Source organism: Thiohalorhabdus sp. (genome assembly GCF_036628635.1).
Taxonomy (GTDB): Bacteria; Pseudomonadota; Gammaproteobacteria; order Thiohalorhabdales; family Thiohalorhabdaceae; genus Thiohalorhabdus.
This window is the reverse complement of the sequence record NZ_JAZKRM010000004.1, coordinates 20,191-38,233: the sequence shown is the minus strand read 5'-3', so window position 1 is coordinate 38,233 and position 18,043 is coordinate 20,191. Positions and strand designations below refer to the sequence as shown.

Genomic DNA, 18,043 nt, shown 5'->3' with positions numbered 1-18,043 from the left:
AGGGTTCCCGGTATCAAAAGGGGTGCGGATGCTTATCCTGCCGTTGGCCCGCAAGCCGGACTGGCGACGGCCACCGATCATCAGCCTATTGCTGGTGGCCGCCAGTGTGGCCGCTTTCTTCGGGCTCCAACGGGACGATGACCGCCTGTATCAAGAGGCGGAGGCGTACTATCTGGAATCGCCCCTGCCCGACCTCGAATTCCCCGCCTATATCGCCCACCTGGAAGAGCGCGGCCGCGCTGCACGGGCCCGGGCCCTACGGCGCGCCCTGGCCCAAGAGAGCGATAAGGCGGCAGCCCGCGTGCTCGCCAGCATGCGGGGTAACGGCCGGTTCATGGAGCGCCTGCGCGCCGGCGGGGTCATCACCCCGGGTCATCCGGCCTTTGCCGAGTGGCGCCAGGCGCGCGCCTCCTTCCAGCGGCGCATGAACCGTGTGACCAGCCAGCGCCTCGGCTTCATCCCGGCCAGGCCCCAAGCCCTGGACGTTCTCGCCCACATGTTCCTGCACGGCAGCGCGGGCCATCTGGTCGGCAACATGGTCTTTTTGGTTCTGGTGGGCTACGTGGTGGAGGCGGTGATCGGCCGGTTGTTCTACCTGGGAGTATATCTCCTCGGCGGTCTGATGGCGGCCTCGACCTTTGCGGCCGTTTACAGCCACAGTAGCGCCCCCCTGGTGGGAGCATCGGGGGCCATCGCCGCCCTGATGGGCACCTATGTTTTGCTGTTCGAGCTGCGTCGGATTCCCTTCTTCTATACCCTCGGATTCTATTCCGGATTCGTGCGCGCCCCCGCCGCTGTCATGCTACCGGTTTGGCTGGGTTTGGAGGCCTACCATTTGCTTTCCGGCGGGGTTTCTGACGTGGCCTATGTCGCCCATATGGGCGGTTTGGCGGGCGGAGCCCTGTTGGGACTGGGTCTGCGGTTGGCCGCGCAGGTGGACATGGCCTTCCTCGATCGCGATCAGCGCGAGGAGCAGGACCGTGCCGATATGGAACAGGGCCTGGCGCACTTGGCCAACCTGGATCTGGATGCGGCACGGGAGCGGTTCCGGGCCCTCCTTAAGCGCAATCCGGACCACCGCGAGGCCCTTGCCAAACTGTACACGGTCGCCAGTTATCGGCCGGACAGCGACGAATACCACCGCCTCGCCCATCGCATCTTCGCCCTCTCCGACAACGAGGCGGCGACTTTACGCTTCAAGCGCGACACCTTCCGCGACTACACGGCCAATGCCCGGCCCCAGATGCGGTTCGATCCGGACCGCTTCCTGGAGCTGGCGGGGCGGTTGGCCATAGGCGGCTTCCCGGAGGATGCCGCGCCCATGGTTAGCTCGTTCCTGGAAAAAGGAAAGGAACACCCCCGCCTGCCGCAGACCCTGGTGCTTCTGGCTCGGGGCTTCGCCCGTCAAGACGAACCGGAGCGCGGCCAACGGTACCTGGCGGCCTTGCGGGAACGCTTTCCGGATTCGGAAGAGGCCGGGGAGGCACGGAAGATGCTGGAAGAAAAAGGCACCCAGCCTGGACGAGGTACCTCCACCCGGCTCGTCGCTGGGCTGCGCGGCGAGGAGATGCGGTATTCGTCCGGACGCCCCCACGTACCATTTCTATTGGCCGACGCGGAGAGCTTGGGGCAAGGAAAGGCCCGGGGATAACAGCCGCTATTCGGCTACAATCCGACTAGCGCCGGGGGGGCACGGCCAGGTCACGCCGTGCCGATGGCGCGCAGCAAGCGCTGCGCCTCGGCTGCCTGGGTGTGATCGGGGACGTGGCGCAGCAGGCCCTCCAGTACAGGGCGGGCCTTGGCGTCTTGACCCAAATCCTCCAAGAGGATGCGGGCGGCGAGCATGGATACCGCAGGGAGGTCGTCCTGGTCGGGGTCGGCCGGGTCCGCGGCCGACCCCGACGCCCTCGCCACCATCGTCTACACCTCGGGCACCACCGGCCGGCCTAAGGGCGTCATGCTGTCCCACCGCAACATCCTGGCCAATGCCTACAGCGGGCTGGGCACCAACCCCGTCTACCCGAACGACCTGTTCCTGTCCTTTCTGCCGTTGTCGCACATCCTGGAGCGTACGGTGGGCTATTACCTGCCCATGATGGCCGGCGCCGCGGTGGCCCATGCGCGCTCTATCAGCTACCTGGCCGAGGACTTGGTACAGGTGCGCCCCACCCTGCTGGTGTCGGTGCCGCGGGTATTCGAGTGGGTCTACAATCGCCTGCGCGACAAACTGGCCCACCGGCCGGTGGCGCGCCGGCTGTTCGAGTCGGCGGTGGCGACTGGCTGGCACCGCTTCGAGCGCGCCCAGGGCCGCGCCGGCTGGCACCCGCGCCTGCTGGCAGCGCCGTTGCTGCACGCGCTGGTGGCGCCCAAGGTCATGGCGCGCCTGGGCGGGCGCGTGCGCTTCGCCATCAGCGGCGGCGCCGCCCTGCCGGAGCCGGTTGCGCGCACCTTTATCGGCCTGGGCCTGACCCCGCTGCAGGGCTACGGTCTGACCGAATACGGGCCGGTGATCAGCGTCAACCGCATCCACCGCAACCAGCCCACCAGCGTGGGCCCGCCCCTGCCGGACACCGAGGTGGCCATCAGCGGCGAAGGCGAGCTGCTGGTGCGGGGCCCGAGCACCATGCTCGGCTATTGGGGGCTGCCCGAGGCCACCGCCGATAAGATCGACAGCGCGGGCTGGCTGCGCACCGGCGACCGGGCCAGCCTGGAGGACGGCTTCATCCACATCACCGGCCGGCTCAAGGAGATCATCGTGCTGGCCAACGGCGAGAAGGTGCCGCCGGCCGACATGGAATCGGCCATCAGTATGGATCCGGTGTTCGAGCAGGCGGTGGTTTTCGGCGAGTCGCGCCCCTATCTGGCCGCGCTAGTGGTGGTGGACCCCGAGCAGTGGCGGCAAGTGGTAGGCGAGCGCTGCGCCAAGCCGGTGCAGGACGTTCTCGCCGATGACTACTGCCAGCGGCTGGCGCTGGAGCGCATCGGCGCGGACCTGCACGAGTTTCCGGGCTACGCCCGGGTGCGCCGGGTGGCTGTGTGCGAGGAGCCCTGGACCATCGACAATGGCCTCATGACCCCCAGCATGAAGCCCAAGCGCCAGCGCATCCTGAATCACTTCAGCGACAAGGTGTCGGCGGTTTATGCCGGCCACGGTAGCGCAGACAATCAGGAGCACGCATCGGGGCTAAGGGCGGAGGGTCAGCCTCGATGAGCGAGGAGCGGGACGGGTTTCCGGAAGGGCCGCCCACCACGCGCATGGTGGCCACCACCACCGACACCAACGCTGCGGGCGACATCTTCGGCGGCTGGATCATGGCCCAGGTGGACATCGCCGAGGCGGTGGTCGCCTACCGCCGCGCCCGTGGCCGGGTGGTGACGGCGGCGGTCAACGCCTTCCAATTCCATCAGCCGGTCTATGTGGGCGACCTGGTGAGCTTCTACGCCCAGGTGGAACGGGTGGGCACCACGTCGCTGACGGTCTCTGTGGCCGTGTTCGCCGAGCGCGATAACGGTGGTTCCGATTCCGAGCACATCTGCCAGCGGGTCACCGAGGCCACCCTAACCTATGTAGCCGTCGACGAGCAGCGCCACAAGCGGCCAATGACCACCGCATAACGGCTGAGGGCGATTCCACGTGGGCTTCCGCTGCCTGCCCGCCACAAGGGCCCCAAAACCGGTAAGACCCGGCAAACCCCCAAGGGCTCAAAGGGCCCCTTCAAAGCTGGTGTTTTTTAGAAAATTCTTATGATTACTGGTTAGGCAAGGGGGCCACATCCCTGAGCGCGCGCTGCCTTAGGAGAGGCCTTCCACCCTTTTTTCCACAAGTTCCGTGGAAAATTCACCCACTGCGTACTGGCATCAGTACCCCAAGGCGTGCTGCGCCCTTACAGTTGGCGGTGACTCCCTTGTGTCCTGCCCCAGAAAGGGGTAGGGGCTCGTCCGGAGGGAGCGTCTGAGCCTCCCAGTGCCGTAAAGCCCATCCTCCATGTGGGCTCACCACCCTGCCCCTGAGCCCCTATAGGTCGTGCCCGTAGCTCCGGAAGCAAGGGGCTCAGCGGCGGACGACTTGCTCTGCACCGGTTCATATCCCTCACAACTCCTAGGCCCTTTTGGAAGGCCCGCGAGGCCTGGGATGGCTTTGCAAGCGGTTGTGGAAAAGCCTTTGGGTCCTGGCGGGAACTCCGCCGGCGATAGCCGGTGGTTACGGAAGACCGGCGGATTGGTCCCATCGCTTGTCAAAGCAAAACCTTCAAATTTGTCAAAATTGGGCTCGTAGCCGCTCGGCCGGTAAGAGATTTAGGCTTGCCTGAGGAATGGGCACGGGCTGAATGCTGGCGGCTATCGGCTGGGTTACGCGGATTTGTCTGGAAGGCCCGTGGTCCGCCGCGGTGGGAGGAAGGGTTATGGGCATCAGCTGGCTATGGGCGGGGGCGGTGATCTTCGCCCTTTTGGCGGTTTTGATCGGCCGTCGCCTGGGTGTCGACCCGGTCTTCTGGGGAGCGCTGGGGTTCTTCTTCGGGCCCCTGCCACTGCCCATCCTCCTGCTGCTGGGGTATTGGCGCCATCGGCGGGGGTAGACCCCCTTGCTACCCTGGATCGCTTTGCGATGCCAGCCCCGGAGGGGTCGTGACCTATCTCGAGTTCATCCTCGGCAACCGCCGGTTTCTGGTCTTTGGGGTGGCCGCCGCCGCCCTTTCCGGCTTCGGCCAGACCTTTTTCATTTCCCTGTTTGGCGGCCAGATTCGTGCCGGTTTCGACCTCAGCCACGGCGAGTTCGGGGCGCTGTATTCCGCCGCTACCCTGGTAAGCGGGCTGAGCATCGTATCCGCCGGCCGCCAAATGGACCGCATGGACCTGCGGGCCTTCGCCGCCCTGGTTACCCTGGGTGTGGCGATGGGCTGCCTGCTGATGGCGACGGCGGGCACGGTGTGGCTGGTGGCGCTGGCCATGTTCCTCCTGCGCCTCACCGGTCAGGGGCTGATGACGCACATGGCCTTCACAAGCATGGGGCGGTTCTTCGAAACCGGCCGCGGGAAGGCGGTTAGCATCGCCGGCATGGGCATGCCGTTGGCGGAGGCCGCCCTGCCGCCTCTGGCAGTAGCCGTCACCGCCGCTGCGGGATGGCGGGGTACCTGGGCTTTGGCCGCGGGCTTCATGCTGGTGGTGGCCCTGCCCCTGCTGCAGGGGCTGCTGAGCGGTCACGGCGCCCGCAAGCGGTGGCTCCATGACCGAACCGGAGCGGAAGTGGGGACGGATAGCGCCGGCCCGCGCCAGTGGCGCCGGGGCGAGGTGCTGCGGGATCCCCGGTTCTATCTGCTGCTGCCCGCGGTGCTGGCGGCCCCGCTGATCGTCACCGCGCTGTTCTTCCACCAGGTGCACGTGGCCGAGGCCAAGGGCTGGGAGCTGTCCTGGCTGGCCGCGAGCTTCACGGCCTTCGCGGCCACCCACGTGGTAGGCCTTCTGGTCTTCGGGGAGGTGGTGGACCGTGCCGGTGCCCGGGGCATGCTGCCCTATTTTTTGCTGCCCATGGCCGGCGGCCTGGTGGTGCTGGCCACCTTCGCCGATCCCTGGGCCGCCTGGCCCTACATGGCGCTCATGGGCCTGACCATGGGCGGCACGGGAACCGTGCTGGGGGCCTTGTGGCCCGAGCTCTACGGGGTCGCCCATCTGGGCGCCATCCGGGCGGTGGTCCAGGCCGCGATGGTGCTTTCCACTGCGGTGTCACCGGTGGCCGCCGGCGTGCTCCTCGACCAGGGCTGGTCGGTAACGGTCCTGGCCCTGGTTTTGTGCGCCTACATCGCCGTCGCAACCGCTCTCGCGGTGGTTGCCCTGCGGCTGCCAGTGGTCCGCTACCCGGGTAGCAGCACGGAGGTTTGACGCCCATCCCCTTCCCCGTATGCGCCTGTTACCCTGCCGCATCTTTTGCCGGCACCAGCGGGGCTGCCTCATGATGCATTCCCTGGAAATCGCTATCGCCCTGGCCGTGGTGCTCGGTATCGCCGCGCAGTGGCTGGCGTGGCGATTCGGTTTCCCCGCCATTGTCCTGCTGGCCTTGACCGGCATCGCCCTCGGCCCCGTAGGGGGACTCCTGCATCCCTCCCAGGACTTCGGCTCGCTCTACCATACCCTGGTGGGTCTGGCGGTGGCCGTTGTCCTGTTCGAGGGCGGCTTCAGCCTCCGTGTCGAGGAGATCCGCGGCTCGGTGGGTGGTCTGGCGCGTCTGACCTCGCTAGGGGTCCTGCTGTCCTGGCTGCTGGGAACTCTGGCCGCCCACTTCGTGGCCGGGCTTTCTTGGCCGCTGGCGGCGGTGCTGGGCGCCATCCTGACCGTGACCGGACCCACGGTGGTCGGCCCTCTCTTGCGCCATGCCCGGCTGCGCTCCCACGCCGCCAACCTGTTCAAGTGGGAGGGCATCATCAATGACCCCATCGGTGCCCTGCTGGCGGTTCTGGCGTTCGAGTACGCCCTGGGTGCGGGCACCGGCTCTACCGTCCCCGCCCTGACCGCCAAGCTGGTACTGATACTGGCCTTAACCGGGGCCATGGGGGGCGGTGTCGGCTGGCTCCTGGGCCGGCTTTACGGCCAGGGCCACGTCCCCGAATTCCTCAAGGCCCCGGGCCTGCTGGCGGCGGTGGTCCTGGTCTACGTCACCGCCAACCAGATGCAGGCGGAGGCCGGGCTGCTGGCGACCACCACCATGGGCATCGTCATGGGCAACCGCGAGCTGGCGGGGGCCCTGGAGCTGCGGAGGTTCAAGGAGAACATCGTCGTCTTCCTGGTGACGGTGCTTTTCGTGGTGCTGACCGCGGACGTCGAGGTGGCCACCCTCGCCCGCCTGGATTGGACCAGCGCCGCTTATGTGGCGGTGGTAGTGCTGGTGGTGCGCCCGCTGGCGGTGTTTCTGTCCACCATCGGCAGCCGCATCACCTGGCCCGAGCGGGCGCTTCTGGGCTGGGTGGCACCGCGCGGCGTGGTGGCCGCCGCCATGGCCGGGCTGCTGGGCAAGAACCTGGCCGAGGCGGGCTACCAGGGGGCGGAGCTGCTGTTCCCCCTGACCTTCGTCATCATCCTGGTGACCGTGACCCTGGGCGGCTTCACCATCCGCCCACTGGCCCGCCGGCTGGGCCTGATCGCCGAGGATCCCCACGGCCTACTGATCATCGGCGCCAGCCCCTGGAGCATCCAGCTGGCCCAGCGGCTGCACGAGATGGGCGTCCGGGTGCTGCTGGCGGACGTGTCCGAGTATCGGCTGGCCCCGGCCGAGGCGGTGGGGGTGCCCACCTACTGGGGCGAGGTGCTGTCCGACTGGGGCCGGCAGCGGCTGGAGATCGGTCGCATCGGTTATCTGCTGGCGGCCACCGAGAATCCCTCCTACAACGCCCTGGCCTGCTCCCGGTTCGCCCAGGAGCTGGGACGGGACCGGGTGTTCGAGCTGCCCGCCGGCACCGGCATGGACAGTGACAGTCCCCAGCTCAGCCAGGACATCGAGGGCCGGCTGGCCTTCAGCCACGACGCTACCCCGGACCGCATGGCGCATCGCTATTACCTGGGCTGGCACTTCACCGTGGAAAAGGCCCCCCTCAGCGCCGAAAGGCGCACCGCGCGGGCGCACAGGCCCGAGTGCCCGGAGGGCGGCGAGCCCATCATGGTGGTGCGCCGCAGCGGTGCGCTGGCCCTGAGCTCGCCGGACCTGATCCCGGAAGCCCGCCCCGGGGACCGACTGGTGTGCTATGTGCCGGGCTCCGACGAAAGCGAGGAAGAAACGGAAGACGGCAGCGAGGCGGTCGCCCCGGCTTCGGACTAGCCGGCCTGCTCCCGCTTCTGGAGGTCCCGGGCTGGTGGGCAGATAGCGCCCGCAAGGAGGGCAAGGCGGCGTGACGGAGCTCCTTCAGATCACCGACACCCATCTGTTCGCCGAACCGAGCGGCCGGCTCAAGGGGGTGGACGTGGATGGCGGCCTGGGCTCGGTGGTAGCGGATGCGGCCCGGCGCCATCCCCAAGCCGAGGGCGTGCTGCTCACCGGCGATCTGGTCCACGAGGAGACGGCTGCCAGTTACCGGCGCCTGGCGGGGCACATGGGGCGTTTGGGCATGCCCGTCTTTTGCCTGCCCGGGAACCACGAGGACAAGGCCCTGCTCGCCCAGGCCTGCCAAGGCGGCGCCCTGCGCTGCGATCAACGGGTGTTCATCGGGAGTTGGCAGATCCTGCTGCTGGACTCCGCGCGACCACCCGCGCCCGGGGGATGGCTGGCCAGGGAGGAGCTGGACCGCGCCGAACGGGCCCTAGCCGAGCACCCCGACGTTCCCGCCCTGGTCGCCCTCCACCATCCCCCGCTGTCGGTGAACAGCCCCTGGATGGACACCATGCAGGTGGCCAACGGCGGCCAGCTGCTGGCCCTGATCGACCGTCATCCGCAGGTGCGTGCCGTGGTTTTCGGCCATATCCATCAAGCCTTCGAAACCGAGCGCAACGGGGTGCGGTTCCTGGGCAGCCCATCCAGTTGCGCGCAGTTCCTGCCCGGGGCTGCGGCATCCGCCGTGGACAACCGGCCACCGGGGTACCGTTGGCTGATGCTGGCTCCCGACGGCCGACTGGACACCGCCGTGGAGCGGGCCCCGTGGCCCGAATTCGGCGGACCGGGCTCGACCCGAAGCCCGGGCGCCGGCTAAGGTATGGGTCGATCAACCATCCAGCCCCAACCCCGAGAGGAGACAACCATGGCGCCGCCGGCTCCCAAGCAGCCCGCCTTACTCTGTCAGTTTCCCATCCAGCTTTTGGTGGTAGCGGTCCTGTTCGCCATCGGTGCCTCCCTCCCCGCAGGGGATATTCCCCATCCGGTAACCGCCCTGCTGGCCCTGGTCGCCATCGCTATCTCGGCCATCTGTTTCGCCAAGGCCAAGCCGCCGGAGGAGTAAACCTAGCAACGGCCCGCTCACCCGGCGGGCGGGGCGCCCACCCGGTTCCGCCCCGCCTCTTTGGCCACGTACAGCTGCTGGTCCGCTCGCGCCAGCAGACCGTCCACGGTGTCTTCCGCCCCCTGAAAGCCCGCCATCCCCAGACTGATGGTGATACTGATCTCGCCCGAGCGGGTCGGGATGGGCGTGCCAGCCACCAAGGCGCGGAGGCGTTCGGCCACCGTCTCCGCGCCTTGGTGGTCGGTCTCGGGCAGGAGGATGGCGAATTCCTCGCCCCCGATGCGGCCTACCACCTCCTCCTCCCGGAGGTTGGTCTCGAGGACCTTTGCGAGCGTCTTGAGAACCAGGTCCCCGGTCTCGTGACCGTAGTGGTCATTGATCGCCTTGAAGTGGTCCGCGTCAGCCATTAGCAAGCTAAAGGATAATCCGTGGCGGAAGCTCCGGTGTAGCTCCGAACGGGCCGCTTCCAGGAAATGCCTTCGGTTGGCGAGGCCCGTCAGCGAGTCGGTGGCGGCGAGCCTTGCCATTTCGGCTTCCAAACGCTTTTGCTCGCTGATGTCATGGAAGACGCTTACGAAGTGCTCCACTTCCCCGTTTTCCCTGGTCACCGCCGTAATGGTCTGCCACACCGGCATCAGATGGCCGTCTTTATGCCGGTTCCAGATCTCGCCTTGCCAGTGCCCTTCCTCAAGAAGCTGTCGCCAAAGCGCCTGATAAAAGGCCGGATCGTGCGTCCCCGATGAAAGCAGGCGGGGGTTGCGGCCAATGACTTCAGATGCGGTGTAGCCCGTGATTTGGGTAAAGGCGGGATTGGCTCGCTCGATGATCCCCTCGGCATCCGTTACCAAGGTGGCCTGGCCCGTATGGAAGGCGACGGCCATGATTCGTTGCTCCCGCCCCAGGGCCCAGCGCTCCCGGGCCTGGTCGATGATGCGGGTGCCCAGCGCAGGGCCCAGCTCGTCCTTGGTCAGGTAATCCTGGGCCCCTTCCTGGATGGCCAGGGGCCCCATTTCCTCACCCCCCTGCCCGGTCATCACGATGACCGGCCGGATGCCGGGACCTTCGAGCCAGGCACGGATCGTGGTTAGCCCTTGTGCGTCCGGCAAGTTGAGATCCAGCAGAACTGCGTCGAAGGTTTGCTCCTGCGCAACCCCGATGCCCTCTGCAAGCGTCGTGGCTCGCTGGATGCGGTAAGGGGCGTCGGACCTGGCGGCCAGTATTGCCTGGATCAGGTCGGCATCGGCCGGCGAGTCCTCGATCAGGAGCAGGTGGACAGCTTCCATTTGTTCTTTCCACCTAGGTTTGGGTCTGCCGCAAGGGGCTCGGCTCCATTGACCGGCAGGGGGAGCAGGTAGCGTAAAGGAGGCGCATCCTGGACCTGAGCCATAATTTAATAGTGATCCATTTTTGCCATGGAGGCCGCTAGATAGCTAGCCCCGTCCCCGATAGCTGGGAACGTCCTGGTCGGGAATCCACACCCCGGGCGGCGGCTCGCCGGTCCGGTAGAAGACATCGACGGGAATGCCGCCGCGAGGGTACCAGTAGCCACCGATTCGGAGCCACTTGGGGACCACCGCCCCGATGATGCGCTGGGCGATGGTCAGAGTGCAGTCCTCGTGGAAGGCCCCGCAATTGCGGAAGGCCCCCAGGAACAACTTGAGCGACTTGCTCTCCAGGATCAGGCCGTCGGGGACGTAGTCAATCATCAGGAAGGCGAAGTCCGGCTGCCCTGTGACCGGACACAGCGACGTAAATTCGGGAACCGTGAAGCGCACAAGGTAGTCAAGCTCGGCGTGCGGGTCGGGTACCGCCTCGAGCTCGGCCTCCTGGGGGCTGGCCGGCAGGGCGGCATCGGTGGCGCCCAGGTAGCGCAGATCGTGGTAGTCGGGCATGGCGGTTACCCCGTGAGGCGTGAGGAGTGAGGAGTCACGTCAAAGGTGCGATCCGCAGATGACGCCGATTAACGCAGATAAAGCCTAGGGAAGCTCAAGGCAGAATAATAGGGAAAGGCCTATGGTTTCGCCGTACCATCTGAGCTTATCTGCGTCATCTGCGGATAACGCCGTGGCCGTTGCCGGTACTCCTCACGCTTCACTCCTCACACCCCTCTGGCATTGCCCCAGGCCAGCACGTGCAGCTGGGGCAGAATGGTCGGGGCGTACCAGCGCTCGCTCAGGCACCGCTCCACCAGCCAGCGGTAGCGGCGCATGAGCTCGTCCGGCTCGGGCTCGCCCTCAGGAACCGGATTGCCCACCTGTAGGTAGAAGGGGTAATCCCGGTAGTTGGCCGCGAGCTCGGCGGCGTAGTCGAAGTCAGGGTCGTTCATGATGACCACCTTGAACACTGTCCGTGGTTCCGCCCCCGAGGCGTCGAGGCAGGCCTCGATCTCGCCCAGAGAAGTCAGGTGGCCGCTGGAGGGGCCCTTGGGCGACAGGGTCAGGTGATCGAGGTCAGCGAACCAGGACTGGCTCACCGAGGCCTGGGTCTCCAGGGCGAAGGTGTGGCCCCGTTCATGACCGGGGCGGATCAGCGGGCCCAGCTCCTGGAGGGCCGGATCGCCGCCGGATAGGGTGACCAGGACGGGGGCCCCGGCCAGGCGGTCCACCTCGTCCAGCACCGCCTCCGGTTCCCAGGCCTGCCACTGGTCGCGGTATTCGGGCAGTACCGCGAATGGCGTGTCGCACCAGCGGCAGCGGTAGCCGCAGCCCCCGGTGCGTACGAACACCGTGGGCTGGCCAATCAGGGCCCCTTCCCCCTGGACGGTGGGGCCGAAGATCTCGCTGAGGCGCAGGCTGTGGGCTTCGTGGGCGGCGGTTTCAGAGGTCATGGATGCTGTCGTCGGCGCGGCGCCACCAGGGTGGATCGGGGAAGCCGTCGCGTGGCAGCACGGGCGCCGGATCGCCGTCGAAGATCACGGTGTTGGTGGGAGTCTCCTCGATGCGCACCTCCGTGCACGTGAGGTCCCCACCCTGCTCCGCCAAAAAGGCACTCACCTTGGCCATGAAGCACGCGGCCAGGGCCTCGGTGGAGGGGTCCCCCGGTGTGACCAGGATGCGGTCGAGCTGCTCCGGCTCCTGCTCGCGGAAATAAGCCAGCAGGGGATCGCCGGCGGCCAGCTGCAGGCTGTGGTCGACGCGCGCGTCGATCCAGGCGTGCCAGCGTTTCTTGGCTGCGTGGAAAGGCGTAACCATGTTGGCCTTGCCGTCCAGCGGCTGGGGGTTCCGGGCCACCAGTCGCACCGTGACGTATTCGTTGTGGCCGTGCGGGATGCCGCACTTGCCCGACTGCAGGGACAGCAGCCGGTGGCTCATGCTGTAGCGGCGGGTGAAGGCCAGGGTGAACATGGTTGCGCTCCGCGCCTGCCCGGGGCCGGGACGGGATCAGGCGTTGTCGGCGGTGACCGATTGCCAGTAGTCGGGGTCGGCGTAGGCCGTGGGATCGGCGACGCCAGCCTCGAAGAAGGCCTCGCGGCGCTCCACGCAGGTGCCGCAGCGGCCGCAATGAACCGCCTCCCCCTGATAGCAGGACCAAGTGGCCTCGAAGGGCACGCCCAGCCGGGCGCCCTCGGCCACGATGTCCGCCTTGGACCAGGTCACGAAGGGGGTATGGAAGGCAACCTCGCCCAGGCCTTCCAGGGCGCGGTGCTCCATGGCGGCGAAGGCGTCCACGAACTCCGGCCGGCAGTCGGGATAGACGAAATGGTCGCCCGAGTGGACCGCCGCCGCCACCCCGTCCCAGCCGCGAGCCGAGGCGATGCCGAAGGCGAGGGTGAACAGGATGGGGTTGCGGTTGGGCACTACCGTCAGCGCCATGTTGGCCGCGGTGTAGTGGCCCTCGGGGACATCGACGTCGTCGGTAAGCGCCGAGCCGGTCAGGTGGCGGCCCAGCACGGACAGATCCACCAAGTCGTGGGGGGTGCCCAGCCCTTCGGCTGCCGCCGCTGCGTATTCCAGCTCCTTGCGATGGCGCTGGCCATAGTCGAAGGTCACCAGGCCCGCCAGATCGCCTTCTGCGGCTACCCTGTGGGCCAGGGTCACCGAATCCAGTCCGCCGGAGCAGACCACCAGTGTCGCCATGGGAATGCGTCCTCGCTGCCGTCCCGAATATTCCCCTTGGAGGCGGCGCTCGCCGCCGGGCTCCGCATTATCCCATATCCCGGCGGCGGTGTTCGCCCGGTCAGTTCGGTAACGGCACGTAGGTCAGCTTGACCACGCCGCTGGCGAAGGAATGGTTGGCCTCCAGCCGCAGGGGTCGCAGCGGTCCGTTGGCGGCAAACAGCGAGGTGCCCCCGCCCAGCAGGCGCGGCACCAGAAGCAGCTCCAGCTGATGGAGCCGGCCGGCGGCGAGGAACTGCTCCACCACCCGGGCGCCCCCCGCGATCCAGATGTCCTTGCCCTTCTCGGCGGCCAGCTGGGTCGCTAGCTCGTCGACGTCGCCGGCGAACGCCTCGAAGCCGGCTTTGGGCAGTGGCTCCGGCTCGTCACGGGTCAGCACTACGGCGCGCTTGCCGGTGTAGGGCCACGGCTTGCGGGGGCGCATCCGCTCCAGGGTGCGCCCGCCCATGACCACGGTATCCACAGCGTCGAAGAAGGCCTTGTAGCCGGAGTCGCTGTCGGCGAAGGGCGCCAGCGCCTCGGCGCTGCCCTCGGTATCGGCGATGTAGCCGTCGAGGCTGACGGTGAGATAGGCCCGGAATCGGCGAGTGGCCACTTGGCGGTCCTTGGCCCCAACAGCGGGCGGCGGGTGGTGGCCTCGTATCAGGGGATGAGGCCGGACAATCAGTATACTACACATTCCCTGCCAGCGCCCGCTCCCAATCCGTCACCACCTCCGGATCCGTCTCCCGGTCCCGCCGCGCCGGCCACTGGCCCAGGCGCTGGGGGGCCAGCCGGGCCAGGGCCCAAACCGCCATGCCGCGCACCAGGGGGGAGTCGTCGTCCAGCCGCTCCTCGGCCACCGGTACCAGTCGGGGCTCGGCGCTGTTGCCCACCGCCACCAGGACGTTGCGCACGAACCGGTCCCGGCCCAGGCGCTTCACCGGCGAGCCGGAGAACTTGGCCCGGAAGCCGGCGTCATCCAGGCGGGCCAGCTCGGCCAGGTCGGGGCTCTCCAGCTCCGGGCGGGCCTGGAGCCACCCGTTGCGGGCGGTCTCGGCGAACTTGTTCCACGGGCATACTGCCAGGCAGTCATCGCAGCCGTAGATGCGGTTGCCTATGGCGGCCCGGAATTCGATCGGGATCTGGCCGCGGTGCTCGATGGTGAGGTACGAGATGCAGCGGGCAGCGTCGAGCTCATATGGGGCGGGGAAGGCATTGGTAGGGCACACGTCCAGGCAGGCATGGCAGGAGCCGCAGTAGTCGCCTTCGGGTTCGTCCGCGGGCAGGTCCAGGGTGGTGAACACCTCGCCCAGGAACAGCCACGACCCAAAGGTCCGGGAGACCAGGTTGGTATGCTTGCCCTGCCAGCCCATGCCGGCGGCCTGCCCCAGGGGCTTCTCCATTACCGGAGCGGTGTCCACGAACACTTTGATGTCCTCGCCGTGGGCATGGAGGAGCCAGCGTCCGAGCTGCTTGAGCCGCTTCTTGACCACATCGTGGTAGTCCCGGCCCCGGGCGTAGACGGAGATGTTGCCGGTGTCGCCGGCCTCCAGGTCATCCAGAGGGTCATGGTCGGGCCCGTAGTTCATTCCCAGACTGATCACCGTGGCCGTCTCCGGCCACAGCGTCCGCGGGTCCTCCCGCCGGTCGACGTTGCGCGCCAACCAGTCCATGTCGCCTTGGCGGCCCTGGGCCAGATAGGCGCGCAGGCCTTGGCTGGCTTGGCACCTCAGCTCCGGGGCGGCGAAGCCCACGGCGTCGAAGCCCAGCTCGAAGGCCTTGGCGCGGATGGCGGCCTTGGTGGCGGTCATGGGTGGCCCCGTAACAAGTGAGGAGTCAGGTGTGAGGCGTAACGGATACGGCGGAGACGGTCCCTCATTGGTGTCGCGGATGGCAGCGGATGACGGCAAGCCCTCGCCTACTGTATTAGGTTGGCAAGACGGGTCAGGTTCCTGCCGCGGTGATGCCGGTTCCCAAGGATATGCGGTAATCTGTGCCCTATGCGGCTAGCGCCGTTTCCGCCGTTCGCCCCACGCCTCACGGGAAGTCCCATGCCCGATTCCGCCGTCCATATCGACCTCCCGGACTGGGTCGCCGCCATGGCCCCTGAAGGAGCCTGCTTCCCCGATGCCGAGGCCCGCATGCGTCTGGCCATTGCCCTTGCCGACGCCAATGTCGCCCACGGCGGCGGGCCCTTCGGCGCGGCCGTGTTCGAGCGCACCAGCGGCCGGCTGGTGGCGTCGGGGGTGAATCGGGTGCTGGCTGACGGTCTGTCCATCGCCCACGCCGAGGTGGTGGCCCTGAGTGTGGCCCAGCAGCGCCTGGGCAGCTTCGACTTGAGCTGGGAGGCCGACCGGGATTACGAGCTCGTCACCAGCGCCGAGCCCTGTGTGCAGTGCTTCGGGGCCCTGTTCTGGGCGGGCTTGCGCGGTTTGGTGTGCGGCGCGCATAGCGCCGATGCCCAGTCTGCCGGCTTCGACGAGGGGCCTAAGCCGGCAGACTGGGCGGAGCTGCTCCAGGCTCGGGGAATCGCCGTCACCACCGATGTTCTGCGCGAGGAGGCGACCGCGGTGCTGCGGGCCTATGTGGCCCTCGGCGGAATCATATACAACCCTGGGCAGCATCATCCGTGAGGCGGTACGCCCGCCGGCCGGTTTCCCGTCGCACCGATAGGCCCCCTCAGCCAACCTGACATCCCCTACCCGAGGCTGGCCCTAACCCTTTCGGCCTGGTCACGGATTGCCCGCAGCTGCTGCCCCGAATACCGTTCGAGGTTTTTCCACTGCAGGGCGGTGCGCGGATGGTGCGCGAAGCGTTCGCGGTGGCGGGCCAGGAAGTCCCAGTAAAGGGTGGTGAAGGGGCAGGCCTGGGGGCCGGTAGCTCGGGAGGGATCGAACGGGCAGTGCTGGCAGTAATTGCTCATGCGCTGGATGTAGCGGCCGCTGGCCGCATACGGCTTGGAGGCCATCAGGCCCCCGTCGGCGAACTGCGACATGCCCATGGTGTTGGGCAGCTCCACCCATTCCACCGCGTCCACGTACACCGCCAGGTACCACTCGTGCACCCGGCGGGGTGCCACGCCCGCCAGCAGGGCGAACAAGCCTGTCACCATTAGCCGCTGGATGTGGTGGGCGTAGCCGTATTGCAGGGTCTGGCTAACCGTCTCGCGCAGGCAGGTCATGGCCGTGTCGCCGCTCCAGTAGAGATCCGGCAGCGGTGCCTCGGCGCCCAAGGCGTTCCAGTCCAGCCAGTCCGGCATGAAGCGCCAGTACAGCCCGCGCACGAACTCCCGCCAGCCCAGGATCTGACGGATGAATCCCTCCACTGCCGCCAGCGGCGCCCGGCCCTCCCGGTAGGCCGCCTCCGCTGACGCCATAACCTCCCCGGGGGTGAGCAGCTTGAGGTTCAGGGCGGCGGCCAAGCGCGAATGGTAGAGGAACGGCTCACCGGTCCACATGGCGTCCTGGAAGTCCCCGAACGCGGGCAGGCGGTTGTCGATGAAATCGGCCAGGGCGGCCCGCGCCTGGTCCGGGGTCACCGGCCAGTCGAACGGCTCCAGGGCGCCGGGATGGTTGGGGAAATGGGCGCGCACATCGGCCACAGCGCCGGCGGTGAGGGCATCGGGCGGGAACGTCGCCGGCTCGGGGAGGGGCGGTGGCCCCGCCTTTGCGAAGGCCTTGCGGTTGGCCGCATCGAAATTCCACTGCCCGCCCGCCGGTTGGCCATCGTCCATGAGCACACCGGTGGATCGCCGCGCCGCACGGTAGAAATGCTCCAGGCGCATGGCCTTGCGGTCGCTCGCCCACCGGTCGAAGGCGGCCAGGTCGAACAGGAAGTGGTCGTCGCTGACGATCTCCAGAGGCAAGTCAGCCGCCTCGGCGGCCCGCTCCAGGGCCTGCCGGACGCGGTGCTCCCCGGGCTCGGTGACCTGCACCCGGGCCGGGCGCAGGGCCGCCAGGTCCGCGGCCAGGGCCGCCTCCAAGGTGCTCTCGGCGTGCTCGCCCAGGGGGCGGTAGTGAACGGTGTAGCCGGCGGCGTCCAAATCGTCGCGCATGTGGCGCATGGCCGCCAGGAACAGGGCGATACGAGCCCGGTGGGACCACACCGTTTGTGCCTCGCCAGCTACCTCGGCCATCCACACCCCATCGCGGGCCCTATCCAGCCCGGTCACAAGGCTGGATTGGCGTTCCAGCTGGTCGCCCAGCACCACCGCCAGGATGCGAGGCGCGCTCAAAAGGACGGCCCCGGGCGATCTTCCATCTGGGCGTTTTCAAGCCATTGCCGCATGGCGGGGGCGGCTTCTTCGCCCTCTGCCGGCGCCCATGGGGCGACCGCCTTGTCCGTCAGCGGCTGGTAGGGCCCTTCCTTGAGCTCGAACAGAACCGTTCCCGGCGCCAGGGCCACCAGGGTGTGCCACGTGGCCGCCGGGATCTCGACGCCGTAAAGGGGGCCGCCGGCGGTGATTTCGCAGCGCTCGGTCACCGTGCCAGCGCGGTCGAAGGTCAGGCCGGCCGCCGATCCGGTGAGCGCCAAAAGCAGCTCCCACCTGGGCGGGCCGGCGTGGCGGTGGGGGCGCACGCAGGTGCCGGGCTCGAAGGCGTTGAGCATGCGCTGAACCGGCTCAGTGAAAGCGTCGTGGAGGTTGTGGTTGGCGCGCAGGCGGTGGCTGGCTTCGGCCTGGGCGGACAAATCCTCCAGGTCGGCGCTGTCGATCGGTTTCATGCGGTTATCTCCCAAAGCGACCGTTCGGTTGCCCCAGGTCACAATACGGTCGTGGCGGGCTCGGCGAAAGGCTGCGCGCCCGGCGGAGTAGCCAGGGTAGCCGGCGTTGCTGTGCTGATCCAGGGCCAAGATGGTGTCCCCCATGCGGTTCAGCAAGCCCGACACCACGGTCTCCATCCCAGGCCGGTCGCGGCAAGTGATCAGCAGGCGGGCGCTGATGGCCTCGCCCAGGGGAGACCTCCCGCTCGGTTTCCCCGCCATCATGACGGGGAAACCCGCCGTTGGGAGCCGTGCGCCGGCTACGCGCAA

General features: G+C 67.8%; 19 protein-coding genes. 9 read left to right on the top strand and 10 right to left on the bottom strand.

What is annotated here, in order from left to right:
• Positions 1–28 precede the first annotated feature (28 nt).
• Positions 29–1,651, top strand: a complete 1,623-nt coding sequence (locus V5A19_RS02470; RefSeq protein ID WP_332317723.1) for a rhomboid family intramembrane serine protease — start codon at positions 29–31, stop codon at positions 1,649–1,651.
• A 50-nt stretch (positions 1,652–1,701) separates the two neighbouring features.
• Here V5A19_RS02470 and V5A19_RS02465 read toward each other — a convergent pair whose 3' ends face one another.
• On the bottom strand, positions 1,702–1,845 hold the full coding sequence (locus V5A19_RS02465; protein WP_332317722.1) for a hypothetical protein: 144 nt from the start codon (positions 1,843–1,845) through the stop codon (positions 1,702–1,704).
• Between V5A19_RS02465 and V5A19_RS02460 the strand changes: the two genes are divergently transcribed.
• From V5A19_RS02460 to V5A19_RS02430, 7 genes are all read left to right on the top strand, one after another.
• Positions 1,844–3,211: an AMP-dependent synthetase/ligase gene (locus V5A19_RS02460; protein WP_332327692.1), complete on the top strand. Its 1,368-nt coding sequence runs from the start codon at positions 1,844–1,846 to the stop codon at positions 3,209–3,211. The two genes, V5A19_RS02465 and V5A19_RS02460, sit on opposite strands and share 2 nt — an antisense overlap.
• A complete protein-coding gene (locus tag V5A19_RS02455) occupies positions 3,208–3,615 on the top strand; it encodes an acyl-CoA thioesterase (protein ID WP_332317720.1) in 408 nt (135 codons plus the stop codon). The genes V5A19_RS02460 and V5A19_RS02455 overlap by 4 nt, the downstream gene beginning before the upstream one ends.
• Before the next feature lie 788 nt (positions 3,616–4,403).
• Positions 4,404–4,577, top strand: coding sequence for a hypothetical protein (locus V5A19_RS02450; protein ID WP_332317719.1), 174 nt, complete (start codon positions 4,404–4,406; stop codon positions 4,575–4,577).
• 49 nt (positions 4,578–4,626) lie between these two features.
• Positions 4,627–5,877: an MFS transporter gene (locus tag V5A19_RS02445; protein WP_332327691.1), complete on the top strand. Its 1,251-nt coding sequence runs from the start codon at positions 4,627–4,629 to the stop codon at positions 5,875–5,877.
• 70 nt (positions 5,878–5,947) lie between these two features.
• Positions 5,948–7,804 (top strand): cation:proton antiporter, encoded by a 1,857-nt coding sequence (locus tag V5A19_RS02440; RefSeq protein ID WP_332317717.1) that lies wholly within the window; start codon positions 5,948–5,950, stop codon positions 7,802–7,804.
• Positions 7,805–7,874: 70 nt separating this feature from the next.
• Positions 7,875–8,669, top strand: coding sequence for a phosphodiesterase (locus tag V5A19_RS02435; protein ID WP_332317716.1), 795 nt, complete (start codon positions 7,875–7,877; stop codon positions 8,667–8,669).
• Positions 8,670–8,717: 48 nt separating this feature from the next.
• On the top strand, positions 8,718–8,915 hold the full coding sequence (locus V5A19_RS02430) for a hypothetical protein (RefSeq protein ID WP_332317715.1): 198 nt from the start codon (positions 8,718–8,720) through the stop codon (positions 8,913–8,915).
• A 17-nt stretch (positions 8,916–8,932) separates the two neighbouring features.
• Here the strand turns inward: V5A19_RS02430 and V5A19_RS02425 are convergent, their stop codons facing one another.
• The 7 genes from V5A19_RS02425 to queG all read right to left on the bottom strand — a co-directional run bounded on the left by V5A19_RS02425 (position 8,933) and on the right by queG (position 14,823).
• On the bottom strand, positions 8,933–10,198 hold the full coding sequence (locus tag V5A19_RS02425; protein ID WP_332327690.1) for a GGDEF domain-containing response regulator: 1,266 nt from the start codon (positions 10,196–10,198) through the stop codon (positions 8,933–8,935).
• A gap of 147 nt (positions 10,199–10,345) precedes the next feature.
• Complete coding sequence (gene queF / locus V5A19_RS02420; RefSeq protein ID WP_332327689.1) at positions 10,346–10,807, bottom strand: preQ(1) synthase; 462 nt, start codon at positions 10,805–10,807, stop codon at positions 10,346–10,348.
• Positions 10,808–11,013: 206 nt separating this feature from the next.
• Positions 11,014–11,742, bottom strand: a complete 729-nt coding sequence (gene queE, locus V5A19_RS02415) for a 7-carboxy-7-deazaguanine synthase QueE (RefSeq protein ID WP_332317712.1) — start codon at positions 11,740–11,742, stop codon at positions 11,014–11,016.
• Positions 11,732–12,259, bottom strand: a complete 528-nt coding sequence (locus V5A19_RS02410; protein ID WP_332317711.1) for a 6-pyruvoyl trahydropterin synthase family protein — start codon at positions 12,257–12,259, stop codon at positions 11,732–11,734. The genes queE and V5A19_RS02410 overlap by 11 nt, the downstream gene beginning before the upstream one ends.
• Before the next feature lie 36 nt (positions 12,260–12,295).
• Positions 12,296–12,991 carry a 7-cyano-7-deazaguanine synthase QueC gene (queC, locus tag V5A19_RS02405; RefSeq protein ID WP_332317710.1) on the bottom strand — a complete coding sequence of 232 codons (696 nt, stop codon included), beginning with the start codon at positions 12,989–12,991 and terminating at the stop codon, positions 12,296–12,298.
• Between the two features lie 100 nt (positions 12,992–13,091).
• Positions 13,092–13,625, bottom strand: coding sequence for a dihydrofolate reductase family protein (locus V5A19_RS02400; protein WP_332317709.1), 534 nt, complete (start codon positions 13,623–13,625; stop codon positions 13,092–13,094).
• A 76-nt stretch (positions 13,626–13,701) separates the two neighbouring features.
• Positions 13,702–14,823, bottom strand: a complete 1,122-nt coding sequence (queG, locus tag V5A19_RS02395; RefSeq protein ID WP_332317708.1) for a tRNA epoxyqueuosine(34) reductase QueG — start codon at positions 14,821–14,823, stop codon at positions 13,702–13,704.
• A 240-nt stretch (positions 14,824–15,063) separates the two neighbouring features.
• On the opposite strand from queG, the gene V5A19_RS02390 reads away from it, so the two are divergent.
• Positions 15,064–15,645, top strand: coding sequence for a nucleoside deaminase (locus V5A19_RS02390; RefSeq protein WP_332317707.1), 582 nt, complete (start codon positions 15,064–15,066; stop codon positions 15,643–15,645).
• A gap of 65 nt (positions 15,646–15,710) precedes the next feature.
• Here the strand turns inward: V5A19_RS02390 and V5A19_RS02385 are convergent, their stop codons facing one another.
• Positions 15,711–17,246: a cryptochrome/photolyase family protein gene (locus tag V5A19_RS02385; protein ID WP_332317706.1), complete on the bottom strand. Its 1,536-nt coding sequence runs from the start codon at positions 17,244–17,246 to the stop codon at positions 15,711–15,713.
• Entirely contained in the window at positions 17,243–17,998 is a 756-nt protein-coding gene (locus tag V5A19_RS02380; protein WP_332317705.1) for a WbuC family cupin fold metalloprotein, read from the bottom strand. The genes V5A19_RS02385 and V5A19_RS02380 overlap by 4 nt, the downstream gene beginning before the upstream one ends.
• Between the last annotated feature and the right edge of the window lie 45 nt (positions 17,999–18,043).